Origin of the sequence: Sphingomonas sp., assembly GCF_965248875.1 — a bacterium.
Lineage (GTDB): Bacteria > Pseudomonadota > Alphaproteobacteria > Sphingomonadales > Sphingomonadaceae > Sphingomonas.
Genome location: NZ_CBDFKR010000004.1, coordinates 15,857 through 32,588 on the forward strand (window position 1 = coordinate 15,857; position 16,732 = coordinate 32,588).

Annotated in this window: 17 protein-coding genes; 10 read left to right on the top strand and 7 right to left on the bottom strand. The window is 64.2% G+C overall.

Annotation, left to right across the window (positions count from 1 at the left end; all coding sequences use genetic code 11):
* Positions 1–72 precede the first annotated feature (72 nt).
* Genes ACP2AD_RS02635 through ACP2AD_RS02665 form a run of 7 tightly spaced genes read right to left on the bottom strand, consistent with a single transcriptional unit; the run spans position 73 to position 7,717 of the window.
* Positions 73–1,416, bottom strand: coding sequence for a cytochrome P450 (locus tag ACP2AD_RS02635; protein WP_425228532.1), 1,344 nt, complete (start codon positions 1,414–1,416; stop codon positions 73–75).
* A gap of 12 nt (positions 1,417–1,428) precedes the next feature.
* Positions 1,429–2,634 (bottom strand): acyl-CoA dehydrogenase family protein, encoded by a 1,206-nt coding sequence (locus ACP2AD_RS02640; RefSeq protein ID WP_425228533.1) that lies wholly within the window; start codon positions 2,632–2,634, stop codon positions 1,429–1,431.
* A gap of 9 nt (positions 2,635–2,643) precedes the next feature.
* Positions 2,644–3,750: an acyl-CoA dehydrogenase family protein gene (locus tag ACP2AD_RS02645; RefSeq protein WP_425228534.1), complete on the bottom strand. Its 1,107-nt coding sequence runs from the start codon at positions 3,748–3,750 to the stop codon at positions 2,644–2,646.
* A 10-nt stretch (positions 3,751–3,760) separates the two neighbouring features.
* Positions 3,761–4,546: an SDR family NAD(P)-dependent oxidoreductase gene (locus ACP2AD_RS02650; RefSeq protein WP_425228535.1), complete on the bottom strand. Its 786-nt coding sequence runs from the start codon at positions 4,544–4,546 to the stop codon at positions 3,761–3,763.
* Positions 4,543–5,793 (bottom strand): acetyl-CoA C-acetyltransferase, encoded by a 1,251-nt coding sequence (locus tag ACP2AD_RS02655; RefSeq protein WP_425228536.1) that lies wholly within the window; start codon positions 5,791–5,793, stop codon positions 4,543–4,545. Before ACP2AD_RS02655 ends, ACP2AD_RS02650 begins: the two co-directional genes overlap by 4 nt.
* Positions 5,794–5,795: 2 nt before the next feature.
* Positions 5,796–6,554 carry an enoyl-CoA hydratase/isomerase family protein gene (locus ACP2AD_RS02660; protein ID WP_425228537.1) on the bottom strand — a complete coding sequence of 253 codons (759 nt, stop codon included), beginning with the start codon at positions 6,552–6,554 and terminating at the stop codon, positions 5,796–5,798.
* Positions 6,551–7,717 carry an acyl-CoA dehydrogenase family protein gene (locus tag ACP2AD_RS02665; protein ID WP_425228538.1) on the bottom strand — a complete coding sequence of 389 codons (1,167 nt, stop codon included), beginning with the start codon at positions 7,715–7,717 and terminating at the stop codon, positions 6,551–6,553. The genes ACP2AD_RS02660 and ACP2AD_RS02665 overlap by 4 nt, the downstream gene beginning before the upstream one ends.
* 430 nt (positions 7,718–8,147) lie before the next feature.
* On the opposite strand from ACP2AD_RS02665, the gene ACP2AD_RS02670 reads away from it, so the two are divergent.
* The 10 genes from ACP2AD_RS02670 to ACP2AD_RS02715 all read left to right on the top strand — a co-directional run bounded on the left by ACP2AD_RS02670 (position 8,148) and on the right by ACP2AD_RS02715 (position 16,641).
* The gene (locus ACP2AD_RS02670) at positions 8,148–8,786 is read left to right on the top strand and encodes a hypothetical protein (RefSeq protein ID WP_425228539.1); all 639 of its coding nucleotides are present in this window, start codon (positions 8,148–8,150) and stop codon (positions 8,784–8,786) included.
* A gap of 122 nt (positions 8,787–8,908) precedes the next feature.
* On the top strand, positions 8,909–9,220 hold the full coding sequence (locus ACP2AD_RS02675) for a helix-turn-helix domain-containing protein (RefSeq protein WP_425228739.1): 312 nt from the start codon (positions 8,909–8,911) through the stop codon (positions 9,218–9,220).
* A gap of 154 nt (positions 9,221–9,374) precedes the next feature.
* Positions 9,375–10,529 carry a hypothetical protein gene (locus tag ACP2AD_RS02680; protein ID WP_425228740.1) on the top strand — a complete coding sequence of 385 codons (1,155 nt, stop codon included), beginning with the start codon at positions 9,375–9,377 and terminating at the stop codon, positions 10,527–10,529.
* Entirely contained in the window at positions 10,526–11,416 is an 891-nt protein-coding gene (locus tag ACP2AD_RS02685; protein ID WP_425228540.1) for a hypothetical protein, read from the top strand. The genes ACP2AD_RS02680 and ACP2AD_RS02685 overlap by 4 nt, the downstream gene beginning before the upstream one ends.
* Before the next feature lie 3 nt (positions 11,417–11,419).
* Complete coding sequence (locus ACP2AD_RS02690) at positions 11,420–13,069, top strand: hypothetical protein (RefSeq protein ID WP_425228541.1); 1,650 nt, start codon at positions 11,420–11,422, stop codon at positions 13,067–13,069.
* Positions 13,070–13,283: 214 nt separating this feature from the next.
* Positions 13,284–13,538 carry a hypothetical protein gene (locus ACP2AD_RS02695; RefSeq protein ID WP_425228542.1) on the top strand — a complete coding sequence of 85 codons (255 nt, stop codon included), beginning with the start codon at positions 13,284–13,286 and terminating at the stop codon, positions 13,536–13,538.
* A gap of 73 nt (positions 13,539–13,611) precedes the next feature.
* Positions 13,612–14,694 (top strand): PGN_0703 family putative restriction endonuclease, encoded by a 1,083-nt coding sequence (locus ACP2AD_RS02700; RefSeq protein WP_425228543.1) that lies wholly within the window; start codon positions 13,612–13,614, stop codon positions 14,692–14,694.
* A 27-nt stretch (positions 14,695–14,721) separates the two neighbouring features.
* Positions 14,722–14,931: a hypothetical protein gene (locus tag ACP2AD_RS02705; protein WP_425228544.1), complete on the top strand. Its 210-nt coding sequence runs from the start codon at positions 14,722–14,724 to the stop codon at positions 14,929–14,931.
* 229 nt (positions 14,932–15,160) lie between these two features.
* Complete coding sequence (locus ACP2AD_RS02710) at positions 15,161–16,204, top strand: hypothetical protein (protein WP_425228545.1); 1,044 nt, start codon at positions 15,161–15,163, stop codon at positions 16,202–16,204.
* Positions 16,195–16,641 carry a hypothetical protein gene (locus tag ACP2AD_RS02715; protein WP_425228546.1) on the top strand — a complete coding sequence of 149 codons (447 nt, stop codon included), beginning with the start codon at positions 16,195–16,197 and terminating at the stop codon, positions 16,639–16,641. The genes ACP2AD_RS02710 and ACP2AD_RS02715 overlap by 10 nt, the downstream gene beginning before the upstream one ends.
* Positions 16,642–16,732 lie beyond the last annotated feature (91 nt).

Below are 16,732 nucleotides of genomic sequence, written 5' to 3' on the forward strand. Positions count from 1 at the left end.
TCTCCTCTCACGCCGACGCGGCCTAGCATCCCGTGCCGTGCGATGACACCGGGATCATCGACTGGGCGAGGCTCAGTGGAGTGCGACCTCCAGCCGCCGGATCGCGTGGACGAAATTGTTGGGTGCGATGTCGATATCGCCGGTCCAGCGGATGGCGGGGAAGCGCGCGAAGATCTGCCGGTACGCCTCCTCCAGCTGCAACTGCGCGACCAGCCGCCCGATGCATATGTGCGGGCCATAGCCGAAGGCGATGTTCTTCTCCGCATTCGTGCGGCCGATGTCGAAACGATCGGGATCGGGGAAGACGCTCGGATCGCGGTTCGCGGCGCCATAATACATGATGACCTTTTCGCCCGCGCGGATCGGCTGGCCATTCAGCTCGACATCCTCCGTCGCGGTGCGGCGCATGTATATGACCGGGCTGACCATCCGCGTGATCTCGTGGATCGCGTTGGGCAGCAGCGAAATGTCGCCGATCAGCCGTGCCTTCTGGTCGGCGAACTCGGTGAACAGTTTCATCGCTCCGGAGATCGAGTTGCGCGTCGTGTCGTTGCCCGCGAAGACGATCAGCAGCCAGGCGCCGTCGAGATACTCCTGCGGCAGCAGCTCGCCGTCGACCCGCGCGTTGGCGATCGCGCTCATCATATCGTTTTGCGGATCGGCGCGCCGGCGTGCGAGCATGTCGCGGCCATAGGCGAACATCTCCGCGACGTTGGTGTTGAACAACTCGATGAAGGCGGCGATCTGTGGGCTCGGCTCGGTCATGCCGGCAAGCTGCTCGATCTGCTCGACCGCGATCTGCTGCGCCATTTCAAGGAAGCGGATCCATTGGACGAACTTCGCGCGGTCGGCTTCGGGGACGCCCAGCATCTCGCACAGCGTGAAGACCGGCAGATGCTCGGAGAACTGGTGGACCAAGTCGCACGTGCCCCCTTTTTCCAGCGGCGCCGCCATTATGTCCAGCAGCCGCGTCACCTCGCCCGCGACGCGCTCACGCAGGCCGCGCATATAGCCGGCGGTGAAGAAGGGCATGTGCTCGCGGCGCAGCTGGCGGTGCGGGCTGGCATCGAGGTTGATCATCGAGTTGGTCGACGCGGAGAACAGTACCGGATGGCGCGTCTCCGGTGCGCCCAGCGTCATCAGGATGCCACCCTTTTCGGACGAGAAGGTACCCGGATCGTTGTTGACCCGTGCAACATCGGCATAGCGCGTCAACGCCCAGAAGCCCGGCGCGCCGTGCGGGCCGTCATGCCACATCACCGGCGCGCCCTCGCGCATCCGGGCATAGTCCCCCCAGGGCTGACCACGCGCGAAGCGGGCAATGTCGGTCAGATCGATGCCGGGCAGGGTAGGATAAGCCGGCTGCGCCGTCGGTCCCGCACGGCCCTCGATAATATGGTCGCTGACGAGTTCCATTCGCTACCCTCCTCAGCGCCCGACGGCCAGATCGCGGAACGCCTTGTCCTTGTCGGTACGCACCTCGCCCGGCAGCCCCAGCACGCGCTCGGCGATGATGTTCTTCAGGATTTCGTCGGTGCCGCCGGCAATGCGATAACCCGGCGCCGACATCACCAGCGACTGGAACGCGGCGCGCATCGGCGCCAGCGCAGGGTCGTCGATGATCCCGAACTGATCCTCCGCCTCGATCGCGGCATTGCCCAGCTCCTGCATCTGATTGGCAGCGACGATCTTGCCGATCGCGCTTTCCGGGCCGGGCGTCTGGCCCTTGGACAACGCCGTCATGGTCCGCATCCGGGTGTTCTTCAGCCCCTGTGCCGCGACATACCAGTCGGCGTAACGCTGGCGGAATGCGGCGTCACCCAGGAGCGTGCCCTCCGCCGCGGGCAGCGCACGCGCCAGCTCCAGCAATTCCGCCGGACCTACCCCTGACCCCCCGCCGATCGCGAGACGCTCGTTCATCAGCGTGAACAGCCCGACATTCCACCCGTCATCGACCGCGCCCAGCCGCTGGCTGTCGGGGATGCGGACGTCGGTGAAATAGACCTCGTTGAAGTTCGATCCGCCCGACATCTGGTGGATCGGCCTGATCTCGACCCCCGGGCTTTTCAGGTCGAGCCAAAACATCGTCAGCCCTTTGTGCTTGGGCACATCGGAGTTGGTGCGGACCAGCAGTATGCCAAAGTCGGAATAATGCGCGCCCGACGTCCAGACCTTCTGGCCGTTGACCACCCAATCGTCGCCGTCGCGCACCGCGCGCGTGCGGATCGCCGCCACATCCGATCCGCCCGCAGGTTCGGAGAAGAGCTGCGACCAGATTTCCTCGCCGCGCACCGCCGGGCCGACGAAACGACCGCGGGCCGCGTCGTCGCCGAACTTCATCACCGTGGGCACGCACATACCGAGTCCGATCGCGAACGGGCGCGAGTCGACGTCGTGCTTGGCCTCTTCCTGACCGAAGATCACCGACTGGATGGCGGTGCCGCCGCCGCCGCCCCACTCCCTGGGCCAGGTGATCTGCGCATAACCGCCGCGCGCCTTGCGCGCCTGCCAGGCCTTGGCGGCTGCCAGCCCGTCCACATGAGTTTCTGCGTGGTGAGCGGGAACGTTCTCCGCCAGCCACGCCTGCACGTCGCGCCGATACGCCGCTTCGTCGGTGCTGTCCTCGAAGTCCATGCTGCCTCCTTACGCGTTCCGCCGATCGAGCTGCGCCACCAGCCGCTCGCGCCACACCGCCGGTGCACCCGCCACCAGCGCCAGCTGGCGCGAGCGGCGGTAGTAAAGCTGCGGGTCGGCCTCCCAGGTGAAGCCGATGCCGCCATGCGTCTGGATGTTTTCCTTCGATGCGAACCAGAAGGCGTCGGACGCCGAGATGCGCGCCGCCGCTGCTGCAACCGGCAATTCCGCAGCGCCGGCGTTGAGCGCCCAGGCGCCGTAATAGGCGTTCGACCGCGCCAGCTCATTCCTCACGTACATGTCGGCCAGCTTGTGCTTGATCGCCTGATAGCCGCCGATCTGCCGCCCGAAGGCGTAGCGGTCCAGCGCATAGGCCTTTGCCATTTCCAGCGCCCGGTCCGCCCCGCCCAGCTGCTCGAACGCGAGCAGCACCGCGGCGCGGTCCAGCACCGCCTGCACCGCGGTGAACCCGTCCCCATCCACAGCGCTGCTGCCCAGCCGCTCGGCCGGGGCGTCGGCGAAGGTCAGCCGCGCCGCCGAGCGGGTCGGGTCGAGCGTGCTCAGCACCTCGGCGCTCACCCCCTCGCCGCGTTCGACCAGATACAGTCCGTCGATCGCGAGCACGACGATCAGGCTGGCGATGTCGCCGTCAGTGACCGGGAGCTTGACGCCGCTGAGCTTCCCGTCTGCGACGCTCGCCCTGATCGAGCGCGACGTGACCGGGCCCGGCGCCTCTGCGGTGGCGAAGGCGCCGATCGCTTCGCCGGTCGCGATCCGCGGCAGCCATCGGGCCTGCTGCGCGTCGGAGCCGAACAGCATCAGCGCCTCCGCGACAAAATAGACGGTCGACGCGAACGGGATCGGCGCACACGCCCGGCCCAGCTCCTCTGCCAGCGCGCACAGCTCGACATGGCCCAGACCCAGCCCACCATGCGCCTCCGGAATCGCTGCGCCGAGCCAGCCCTGCTCCGCGACCGCGCGCCACAGCTCAGCGTCGTGGCTCTTCGCGCCGTCGTCGAGCACGCCGCGCACCACCGCCGGGCCGCACCGCGCCGCCAGAAAGCGTCGCGCCTCGTCCTTCAGCATCTTCTGCTCGTCGGAATAGTCGAAGTTCATTGCGCCACCCTCATCGCGGCTGCATCCGGATACCGCCGTCGAGGCGAATGTCCTCGCCATTGAGGTAGCCGTTGGTGATCATCTCCAACGCCAGCCGCGCATATTCCTCGGCATGGCCAAGCCGCTTCGGGAACGGCACGGCCGCGGCCAGGCCCTCTCGCACCTTCACCGATGCGCGCGCCATCATCGGCGTGCCGAAGACGCCGGGCAGGATCGTATTCACGCGGATGCCCTCGTTCGCGAGGTCGCGGGCGACGGGCAGCGTCATGCCGACGATCCCCGCCTTGGCGGACGCATAGGCGACTTGCCCGACCTGCCCTTCCTCGGCGGCGACGCTGGCGGTGTTGACCACCGCGCCGCGCTCACCGTCCTCGAATGGGTCGAGGGTCAGCATGCCCGCCGCCGCCTTCACGATGCAGCGGAACGATCCGATCAGGTTGAGCCCGATCACCCAGGCGTATTTGTCGATCGGATATTCGACGATTGCCCCCGTCTCACGGTCGCGCGCGACGGTCTTGATCGGTCCCGCGCTGCCGCCCGCGCAATTGACCAGGATGCGCTCCTGCCCGTTCGCCGCGCGCGCCGCCGCGAAGCCGGCCACGACGCTCGCCTCGTCCATCACGTCGACCGCACAGAAGGTGGCACCGATTGCCGCCGCCTGTGCCGGGCCAAGTTCCGCATTCTTGTCGAACAGCGCGACTTTGACCCCGTGCGCCCGCAGGGCCTGCGCGGTGGCGAAACCCATCCCCGACGCGCCGCCGGTGATGACTGCGGCGATGTCCGGCCCAAGCCTCATACGCGCTCGACGATGATCGCGGGCGCCATCCCGCCCGCCGCGCACATCGTGACGAGGCCGTAGCGCTTGCCTTGCCGCTCCAGCTCGTCGACAACCGTGCCGATCAGGATCGCGCCGGTCGCACCGATCGGGTGGCCGAGCGCGATCGAGCCGCCGTTGACGTTCACCTTAGACCGGTCGAGCTTCAGGTCGCGGATGAACTTCTCCGCCACCACCGCGAACGCCTCGTTGATCTCCCACAGGTCGATGTCCTCCACGGCAAGCCCCGCCTTGGCCAGCACCTTGCGCGCGGCGGGGACGGGGGCATTGAGCATCAGCGTCGGATCGTCGCCGACATTGGCGGTGGCGACGATCCGCGCTCGCGGCTTGAGCCCGTGCTTGTCGGCATAGTCTTTCGACGCCAGCAGCACCGCCGCCGCGCCGTCGACCACGCCCGACGAATTGCCGGCATGGTGAAAATGCTCGATCGTCAGGTCGGGATATTTGGCGTTGATCTGCTCGCGGAAAGTCGGGCCGTTCTCGTCGAGCTTGTAGTCGGCGAGCGCGGCAAAGGCGGGCTTGAGCGCCGCCAAACCTTCCGCCGTCGTGTCGGGGCGCGGATATTCGTCGCGGTCGAGCACGGTCGCGCCGGTGTCGTCGGTCACGGGCACGATCGACCGCGCAAACCGCCCTTCGCCAATCGCGACCGCGGCCTTGCGCTGGCTTTCCAGCCCCAGCGCGTCGAGGTCCTCGCGCGCGATCCCCTCCATCGTGGCGATGGCGTCGCCGCACACGCCCTGATGCGATTGCGGGTGGCTCGCCGCCAGCCGCTCGTTACCCGAGCCCATGCCGAACGCCATGCCCGCCTGCGCCTCCTCCGCTCGCCGCGTCTGGGTATAGGACATCATCTCGGTGCCACCGGCGATGACGAGGTCCTCCATCCCGCTCATGATCTGCGCGGCGGCGAAGTTAACGGCGGTGATGCCGCCGCCGCAGAAGCGGTCCAGCGTCGTCCCGCTCGCCTTTACGTCATAGCCCGCGTCCAGCGCCGCCATGCGGCCGAGGTCACCGCCCTGCTTGCCGCTCTGCGTCGAGGTCGACCAGATGATGTCGTCGACGTCGCCGGTCGCCAGCGCGTTGCGCTCGGCCAGCGCTTTCAGCACCGTCGCGGCGAGATGCTGCGGGTGCATGTGGCTGAGCGCGCCCTTGCCGGGCTTGCCGCCGCCGCGCGGGGTACGCACCGCGTCGATGATATAGGCTTCGGCCATGACTACTCTCCTATAAAATTGCCGGCGCGCCGCTCGCGTACCGCACGGATGCCTTCGGCGAAATCGGCGGTCTGCATCAGCGCAGCCTGCTTCGCCGCTTCGAGATCGGTCTGCGCGCGGATCGCCTCGACCAGCCCGGCGCGCAGCGTCGCCCGCGTCGCCTGCACCGCCAACGGCGCGTTCCCGGCGATCGTCGCCGTCAGCGCGACCGCCGCGTCGAGCAGCCCGTCGACCGGCGCGACCACGTCGGCCAGTCCGATCGCCAGCGCCGCCTCGCCGCTGACCCGCTCCCCGGTCAGGAGCAGCCGCGCGGCGTGCTGCTGCCCGACCAGCCGGGGCAGGGAGTGGCTGATGCCGAAGCCCGGGTGAAAGCCCAGCTTGACGAAATTGGCCGCGAAACGCGCTTCCGGCGCCGCGACCCGGAAATCGGCGACCAAGGCCAGCCCCAGCCCGGCGCCGACTGCCGCGCCCTGCACCGCCGCCACCATCGGCTTGGCGACCCCGAACAGCCGCGCCGCCTGTTCGTAGAGCGCGAGCGTGTTCACCCCCGGCCCGCCCTCCGCGGGCGGCGCCAGGTCGGCGCCGGCGCAGAACACCTTGCCCGCAGATGCGAGCACCGTCGCCCGGACCGAACGATCGGCGTCGAGCGTATCAAAGGCGTCCGCCAACGTACGCAGCAGGTCGACCGAGACATGGTTGTTGGGTGGGGCCGCGAAAGTGACGACCGCGACATGGCCCTCGTGCCGGGTATCGACCGTCATGCCCGCGTTCCAAGCAGATTACGCGCGACCACCCAGCGATGTACCTCGGTCGGCCCATCATAGATGCGCATTGTCCTGAGCCGGGAAGCCATCAGGTGGAGCGGCAGCTCGCGCGTCATTCCCATCGCGCCGTGGAGCTGCATCGCGCGATCCACGACCTCATACGCCATCTCGACCGCAAACGCCTTGATCATCGAGATTTCCTGCCTGACGTCGCGCGCTTCGTCGAGCTTCCATGCGCAATCATAGGTCATCAGCCGCGCCGCATGTATCTTCGTCGCCGCCTCGGCGATCCAGTTCTGCACCGTCTGGCGCTCGCCTAGCGGTCTGCCGAAGGTCGTCCGCTGCGGCGCGAAGTCGATCATCATGTCGAGCGCGCGTTGCGCCATCCCGATCGACCAGCTCGCCATCTCGATCCGGCGTGTCCCCAGCCGAACCTGCATCGGCGCGAAACCCTGACCGGGCGTGCCGAGCAGCTTCCACCCCGGCACGCGGCAATCGTCCAGGACCACCTCATAAGTCGACTGGCCGCCGATCATCGGGATCCGCCGCGCAACGGTGAAGCCGGGGGTTCCCTTGTCGATCAGGAAGGCGGAGACGGCGTTACGACCGCCCGGCTTCTTCTCGGTCACCGCCATGACGATGGTGAAGTCCGCGTCAGCCGCGCGCGTGATCCAGATCTTGCGGCCGTTGATGACCCAGTCGTCGCCGTCCTTCACCGCGGTCGTCGTCATCCCCGCCGGGTCGGATCCTGCACTCGGCTCCGAGATGCCGATGGCGGAGATGGTCTCGCCGCGCACATAGGGCGCCAGATACGCCTCGCGCTGACGGTCGGTGACAGTTGCCATCAGCATCCTGAGATTGGGCGAGTCGGGGGGCAGCGTGTAGGGCGTGACGGTTCGCGCCAGCTCCTCATTGACCCCCACCAGCGCCACCGCCGGCAGGTCCGCTCCGCCGACATCCGCCGGCGCGTCGAGCCCCCAGAGCCCCAGCTCGCGCGTCACCGCGTCGATCCGCGCCTGCTCGTCGGCCGGCAGCGAGGGGCTGGCGCCGCCCGCCTCGCGCGCCAGCACGCCGGCTTCCAACGGCATCAGCTCACGGTCGACGAATTGGCGGACCAGCTCCTTCAGCATCCGGTGTTCGTCGAGCAGGTCGAAGTTCACTGGGTCCCCCTCCGATATGCCGCAGCGGACATTGCCGCACGGAGCCGGCAGATGTTCTACTCTCCCCGCCCGATAAGAAAACGCCAATGTGCGCCCTGCGCGGTGTTGGGATCAGTTCGGTGATAAGATCGTGGTGCCCAGAAGAGGAGCGAGCCGAGTGGTCGGGTTCGAGTCCCCGGACGAGATCGGGTTTTCTCCTGCCTTTTCAGTACTGGTCGATGTGAGTCCAGAAGAGGACTCGCGATCTATTGCTATCTCATTACAATGAAACAGATTATTAGGAGGGTCGCTCGAGTTGGCCCCCAAATAGGCCCCCGTGAGAGGTAATCGGGATCGATCGAGTGCCGTGCCGGCAGTCTGGGCGTACTGCGTCGCCTAGCTGTTGTCGACAGGTCTGGACCGATCCTCCGGCCGGCTGCAGGGACAAGCCATGTCCGGCCATCATTGGAACGTACGCCCACAGGAGCTGAAAGAGCGGCTGGTCGCAGTGGCCGACGTGGTTCAAAGGCGTGCGACTCATCTGCGCAAGCTGCATACTGCCCGCACAGCTTTCCACGACGAGGTCGAGCTGCACGCCAGAAACCTTGCTCAGGCTGCGGAGGAAGCTCTGATTCAGCTTAGGAGTGGACATCTAACCGGCCTATTGCGCGAAGTAGGAACCGGTCAACTTTTCGAGATACCTCATTATGTTTGGCATGATAGCAACGGGTCTTTGCTGACATTTCTACAGCTCGGAAGAGAAAGGCTTCCATTGCAACTACTGGATATCAATCCGGCCTTCTACGACGATCGGTTTCTTGATGATGTTCTCCTATCAGCCAGGCCGGCAGAGCTTTGGGTCCTTAGCTCAGTTGAGAAAGGCAATGTAAAAAGGTCTGTAAGTCTCGACGACCTTACTGATTGGTTCAACTCGCTTTCTGAAGAGGCACAGTCTCGAAGGATCAGAGCTCTGTTGGATGTCGCAAAACTTAGGTTTCGTGGTATGTACGTTCCAGAGAAACTTCTGCGTGCCATACAGCGTCGCGCAGGTCTGACGAACAAGGGTGGACGGCCCAAGAATCAGAGCTAAGCTCCGCGTCGATCCCGGCGGACCGGGCGGCGCCAATAGCCGAACGAAACGTTTCACCGGCACGTATCCGGGTGCTTTGCACCCCTCCTCAGGTCGCCGACGGTGCACTCTGGATGGATCAGATGAAGGTAACACCTGACAACGCTGCAGGGCGCGACAAGAATTTGTCGCCACGCTCACCATCCACGCGCACGCTAGACCAAGCGGCCCAACACGCTTCCTCAATCATCGGCACCGACGCGCGGCCTCAGCAAGGCGGTGCGCCTGCTCTGATTCCGCTAGTCGTATCAGTCGCCGATGCCGGACTCCTGCTCGGCGTTGGCCGAACGCACCTGTACGCTCTTATTGGCCAAAAGCGCCTTGTGGCTCGCAAGCTGGGCACCCGTACGGTGATCACGATGGCTTCCATCAGGGCGCTGGTAGATGAAGCCTGACCGCTACGCGGCAACACAGGCGTTGCGTATATCTCCTTCTAGCCGGCGGTCGAGCGAGTGACCACGGACGCGACGCCGCAAGCTTGGGCCAACGCATACCGTCCGCAGCGCTTCGCCGATGTCGTCGGTCAAGACGTCGTGATCCGCAAGTTGTCTGCGCTGCTGGCGGCGCGCGGAGTTTTTCACGTCGTCCTCACCGGGCCGTCGGGGGTCGGAAAGACCACACATCGCGCGGCTAATCGCGCAGGTATACCATTGTGAGGCGCTGCTCAATTCTGAGCCCTGCGGGCGGTGTTACAGCTGCCGGTGCATCAAAGAAGTTCGGCCTCACCCAGCCTATCACGAACTGAATACACCCAGCCGGATGGGGACGAAGGAGGAGCTGGAGGGCTTCATCGACCGTCTTCGGTTTGCGCCGGCGGGCTACAAGTCGCACACCGTTTTCATTGATGAGGCGAGCCGGCTATCGAAGCCGGCCGCCGACCTTCTGCTCAAGCCCATCGAGGACTCTGACGCCGTCATCTTCATATTTGCGTTGATCGACGACGCCGCATTGCCCGGACCGCTGCAGCAGCGATGTACGCCCTTGCGGTTGCAGCCGCTGACCGTCGAACAGAAGGTCTCGGGGCTGGAACGGATCGTCCGCGCCGAATCGCTGACCATCGAACCGGGCGCACTTACGTTGATCGCACAGCAGAGCAACGGCCTGCGACAGGCCACCTCAGCGCTACAAGAAATCGGTGAGTATGTCGGTAAGAGCCAGAGTGTAACTGCCGATGTAGTAAGTACATCACTTTATTTTGCCAATTCCACCGCAGTGGTGAAATTCCTTTCAGCATCCCTCGCCGGAGACGTAGCCACCGTCTGGAGCTCGATGGAGAGGATGGACGCGGAGCCTGTCAACCGGTTTCGCGACGTTCAACGTTTACTGCTGTATATCAAGCAATCGTACGACAATCCAATCTTCGCCCACAATGACGCGTCCGGACTGCTTTATCGGCGCGAATCGGTCGAGAGTCTTTTCAGGCAATTGCTACTGAACGCAGATAGACTGCAATTGTCGCTTCGGGCGTATCTTGACCTGCTGCTAGAGCATTACGAGTACATTCCACCGATCACGGCGGAGACTTTCGCGATCCATGCCGCACGCTTCGGCGACCTCTGCGCCGGATTGTGGTCAGACGGAGCACTATCGCCCCTCGAGCAGCTCGCTGCTCTGCCTCGCGTCGACAAGCTCGATTCCGCTCGACACCGTCGACCAAGGACGACCTATAGGCGACACGCGCTGCCTGTCGGAAGCGCGCGATGAGACTGACCCCAGATCAGGCATTTCAGATCTACGAGGCCGGGACCTTTCTGGTTCAGGAGCACGGCGTAGCGCTCGACGCGCGGCTTGTTATCGACTTCGCCCCGATGGGTGTTTCGACGGAGAAAGAAGCTACAGCGGTTCAGACTGCGGTCGGACGCGAGTTCGCTCAACGACTTGCAGACTGGTGCGACGCCGGCGGCGAGGATCATTCGCTTCACCGCCTTTCGTTCCTCGATCGTTCCCCAGCCGGCGGGCTATCGGGAACCCTGCTATTCCATTTGCCGGCCGCGTTCCAGGCGCGGGCTGTGGCCTGGTTTGTCGCGTGGTTCGCCCGCTTCGCCGTTAAGAGCGGGAAAGCTCCATACTCGCCGACGCTGGATTTTCGATCGGGTTCCGATCCCCGCGATAGCGTGGCCCGGCAATGGCGACTTCTTCGCCCGCTGTGGGGTAGCATCGATCCTTGCGCTGTCGTCGGTGGCCAACCCTTACTTGACCGACTGGCCGTCAGGTCTTCATATCGAGGTTCGCTGGGTGACATCGCCGGCGCGCGGTACCGAACATCAAACACGATCGGTCCCGGTGCTCGCAGGCACGCGCTGCGTCAGCAGCTGCCCCATGCGTCCGCATGGCGGGCAGGCCGGTGGGACCAATTGTTCACCGGCTGGGAGCTGCGCGAGTATCGTGAACGTCAGAACGAGCGCGAACGCCGCGCCGCGTTCGAGCGGGGTCTTGAGCAGCGTCGTGCAGAGACCGGCGACCCTTTAACACTCGCCCACATCAACCTGATCGCCCGTGACGAGCGACATGTTCGCGACCTTCCGCCCGAGCTGCGCCTACGGCGTAGGCCGCTCTGGGCACCCCTCACCAATGTTTCCGCCGAGGGATAGATGATGACCAATCATGAACTTGAGCGCTTGATCAGCCAGGTAGGAGAGGAGGCGGCGGCCGAGCGCGACGACTTGGCCTGCTACATGGAGGGAAAGGAGATCAACCGGGCCTTTGCGCGCATCGACAGCTCGGCTGACGGGCTAGATGCGGAGGGGCTCGGCGACGACGCTGACCGCGCACTCGAGCTGTTGCGGACGCGGCTCGGCCTCACCACGGGTGAGAGGCCGACTGCGGAGGAGATCGAGCGAACACTCTTGATCGCCGTCCCGGTAGGCCTTCTGTCGGCGGCCATCACCGTCACGCGCCTGCCCACGCGCGATGACTCCAAGCTCGCTCGTATCCGCAAGATCAAGGACGGCGGGAAGTTAGACGCCGATCGGGCAAAACTACATTCCATCGTCGAAAGCCTCCAGCCGCTTACCATAACGGTTCTGAGTGGCCGAATGGTGCTGCGCAACCGGATCTCCGGCATTGAGGTAGAGTGCCCTGTTCCCGCGCGTGCCGTCGGCGAGCGATTGCCAGCTGAGGGCATCGCCTTCCAAACCAAGTACTCCTTCTTGGCCCAGCTCTTGGCCGAGCGCGGTCAGGCGGTGCCAGCGGCGATCCGCCGTAGTCAGAAGAGTGAACGAAAATCCCTTCTGCTATTGCGCCTGGACCCCGCGCGGTCAGCCATCGAATACATTTTGGGAAGTACGTTGCTCAGCTTACCGGTCGTTCACGAACCCGCTCCGCAGCGGCTTCTTAGCGGCCTGCCGGTCGAACAAGCGGCGCACCCCCTCGCGGCAGCTTCGATCGCCAAGGGACTGACGATCGCCAAGCAACTTGGGGTGGACGATTTCGATGTCGTTCGGGTGACAGGGGGGAGCTTGCTGCTCCGTGGCTATCATGCGTTGCGCTACACAGCACCCGACTTGGTCGATCACGACATCACTATTCCAGCTGAACTTGTTGGCCAACTGGCATTCATGCTGCGCTGGACCGGGAGTGGAGCAGAAATCCGTCGCTCAAGATCGCACTACGTGGTTACGAAGCAGAACGTCGTGTTCACCTTCGCTGCCGGCCGGCCCCTCGATATCGCGTTCGACGAGATCGCCACTAAGATTCGGGACGGATCAGTATTGCTGAGCGTCAACGGTGAACAACTTCTCACGTCTTTGCTCACCTGCCTGATCGTACGCGGTCGGCAGACGGACGAGTTTTACGCTGCGCTCAAGTTGTTCGCGAGCAGTGCGTCGACGGTCGCCCTCGGCGCTGTCGACACTACCCACGGGCCAAACGTTAGTAAGGCGCAACAGCATATTGATGCCGTCTACGAGCACGGCTCTACGGAGGACGACGCTCTCATTGGTCTGAACGTCGATCTTTGGGCTCGCTTGCTGGCGATTTCACCGACACCACGGGCTGACTTGGTCACCAACCCTACACTTAGGGCCGCAATCGTTCAATTTGACACAGAATGCACGCGAACAGAAGTCATACTACGGACAGACCAGACTAACAATTCCAGCCTCATAGCATGTTGTGACGAGCTTGTGGCAAACAACCCCACTCTCGAGGTCAGTGAAGCGGGAATAAGCTTAGTTGAGAAAGCCGCGCTGCCCGTGTCTAACGTTGCTAAAAAACGCCGTAACCTCAAGCTGGTGCCCGCTTAGCGAAGTCAATTGCATTGATGCTATTCAGGAGCCGAAAACGATGGCGGACTTGGCTCTCGAAAACATAGACATAATCGATGTTGTACATTAGAAAGTAGCAGCGCTTCCGTACCCTTTCTGCCTTGCCTTCTCTCTGCCTGTCTTCTCTTCATCCATGCGACCCTTCTTTCTTTCTCTTCACTGCGGAGAGATGTAAGTAAGAAGGATAGTTGATATGAAGTTTAATAAGATGCTACCCGCCGAAGTGCGGGAGGGTGATGATCCCGAGATGATCGCGGCAATCGATCGTTTGATTAGAGAGGGAATAACGGCTCGCCGGCCGCACAACAATCGACATCAGCTGAAGGTGGGCCCGACCTTGAGCTACTACCCTACTACCCGGCGTATCGTCACCGATGGCGAGCCCGCTTGGAAGGAGACCGGCATCGACGCGGTAATAGCGATCATGCTCGATCGCGGTCTGTTGTAGCCAGAGGTTAATAGCTGCGCCGCCCACGTGAATGCTCCTCACCTGCCCAAACCGGGGCACGAGAGGAGAGATCATGTCCGTACCGTCCGCAATGACCGGTGGCCGTACCGCGCTGCCGATCGTGCCCGTCGAGGTGCTGAAGCAGTTCAACGTCCATGAGCGCAACGACGATCGCCTCAAGGCCGCCGCCCGGCTTCTTCAGGCCTTGTGGCTTCAGCGCCACGACATTCCGACGGGCCATGTGCGAGTGCGCGGCGGCGGCAAGCGGCGGCTCGGTTCTCGGCTGAACTCGGCGGCGGCGCTGGCGGGACGCAACTTCCTCACTCCTGACATCGCCCGATACGCCCATCAAATGCTCGCCTATCGCGAGCGGGGCGCGTTCATCGACGTCGAGCGCGGTCTCGGCAACGCACTCTCGTCCACGGGCCTGTGCCTCAACTTGGCAGGCATCCTCGCTGGCGACCTCGACCTCGCCGCGTGCGTCCTGCGCCAGCTCCTGCCCGACCAGGATATCGACACCGTGACGGCGATCCGGATCGAGCATAGCCCCGGCCGCGACCAGCCCGATCTGACCTCTGACCGGAGTGCACACGATTGCTGCATTTTGTTCACCCGCCGACGCCGCAGCCGCCATCCGACCCGGACAGGCGTGCTGTGCATCGAGGTCAAGTACACTGAGGGTCTGTTCGAGAGCGCGCCATACCGTTCCGGTGCGCTGGACGACCTTGCCGAGGCTTCCGGGCTGTACATGCATCCACGCCATGCGGCGTTGCGGACGAACCCGCTCCAGCAGCTGTTCCGCGAGCATCTGCTCGCTCAGGCCGCAGTGATCCGTGGGGATTGGCCATCGGCCGTGTTCGTGAGTCTGGCACCCGCGGCGAACGAACGCGTGCAGCGTCAGGCCGATCGCTACCGCTCCTTCTTGGCACCCACGCTGCCCGGCCACGTGCCGTTCGCACACGTGACCCTCGATGCGATGGTGGCCGCCTTGGAGCGCGCCGGTGCGCCCGAGGCGGCGGCGGCACTGTACGAGCGGTATCTCGACTGGGGCGAGGTCGATCGGCTGGTCGGCGCAGCGGTGCAGGCGCGGGTCGCCAAATGGCCGCTTCAGCGATCCGACGCGCCGCCGTTCCGCCTGATCAGCCAGGCGGCCTAACGTTCGACGTTGATGAAAGGGATGATCATGGCGACGACGCCAATCCAGATCACCTGCGGTTCGTGCGGGAGCACAGACGTGGCCCGCGATGCGTGGGCAAACTGGTCGACCGCCGAGCAACGCTGGGAGCTGCTCACCGTGTTCGACTGCGCCCGTTGTCACGCGTGCGACGGCGCGACGACGCTGGTCGAGTCCATACTCCCGATCACCCGCAAAGCGGAGGCGGGCCATGACTAAGCGCCTTGCGCCCGCTCCGGTTCGTCTCCTATCGTTTACGCGCTCTCGAGATACGCGGGAGCGGGGCGTGAGAACCTCTTTGTCGCAGCATCTCGGTCGGTTCACGGCCGGGTGGCATGCGCGCATGTCCAGCCGGCTTGCCGGTAAAGGCGCATGCGCGCTGTGCTGTGCCAGTGTTCTCAACATCCGGCTTCGGCCGTCGCCCCGACTGGACATAGGGGGACGGCAGATGCAGAGAGCGAAGATAGTAGCGGCGTTAGCGGCGATCGTTCTAGCCATCCCACCAAGCGTTGCGGTTGCGGCGCCAGAACACGCTGCGCAAAGCCGGCCCGCCACCATCGCGCCACCGCCCAGCTTCCTAAGCGGCTGGGTGCAGGTCGACCGTTTTCCGCTTGGCTTCAAGCTGAGCACTTTTGTGGCGAGAATGATCGAGAACCACACCGCGATCAGGTGGGAGAAGGGCAGCCCTGGCTGGATCTTGCGGGGAACGACGGTCGATCAACTCACGCAGCGAAAGCACAACCTTGGCTTCGTATTCACCGAGGTGCAACGCGGCCCAAACTCCATGGGCGACAGCCAGGATACGCAGCTGCTCCTGACGGCTGCGGTAGTGGACGAGCAGGAGTTCGTCGGGTCTCCATTGGCGGCGTTCGCTAACATGACCTTCCGTGATTTGATCGGTAGAGACCTCGATCCCGCCTTGGCCTATCCCAGCCGTGAGGCCTACAAAGCCGATTGCCCAAACAGGGTCGCCAAAAAGAAAGCCGAAACAGCGGCTCAAGTAGCGGAATGGAGACGCCAGGGCACATATATACCGGGTTGGTTGGATAATGGTCCAGACAACCGATTTGACCTCAGTGGCAACATATTTGAGCAGTGCGAGGCAAGGCAGGACAGCAAACAGCCCGCCGAACCCGCGCAGAGCCCCGCCCCAATCCCGACCCCGACTGCGATCGACACCGGGTCGAACCCCGCTGCGCCGGCGCGACTGCAAGCCCGAACCGGTACCTGTCGTCTCACCGTTGGCGGAAAACGGTACATCGATGGCCAATGCAGCTATTTGCGGCGCGCAAACGGCGGTTTCATAGTCGAGGGTCCTCATACGTCTTACGAGGACGGCTTCGCCGCCGCATTGTCGCTTCGCGATCAGATCACGACCGCATTTTGGAACGGGCCGAATCACGATCCTGATGGGGATCTGCCGCTAGGCACGATGACCCGGCGCGGCGCTTGCTGGTCCAACACCGACAACGAACTCTGCCTATGGCCATGACCGCGAACCCGACGTCAGCGGTGTCCCCGTCGGTCGGCATCTTCTGGTTCGTCCCGGAGGGCGCAGCATCGCGATTGCTGCACGATCTCACTCCGCTCGACAAAGCCGAGCCGTATGGTGACATGCTGACCCATGATCGCGGGCATGCCCAGTTCTGGGATCACCTCAGCCGGCTAGGGGCTGCGCGGCTGCGAGGCGCAGGCATCCCGCTGATCCCGTTGAGCGCGGAGTATGACGAGTACCCGCGCGGGCGTGTCGTTTACGATAAACGGCGAGCTCAATTCATCGTCTACGCCGATCGCCGCCTCCGATCGGCAGGGTTCCGTCACTCCGTCGAGCACATGTTCGGGCTGGATCACCAGCGCGTTTCGTGGCTGAGCGACGCACATTACGCCCGGAGCAGGGCCATACCTGCGCTTGGGAGTTCTGAGAGATAATGGTGGAGAGCGGAATATCGGGTCTGGAGAGAGCATCTGACAAAAACGGACATCGGTCGGGAGCACGCCGACTAGCCGCGGCGCGCTCTAC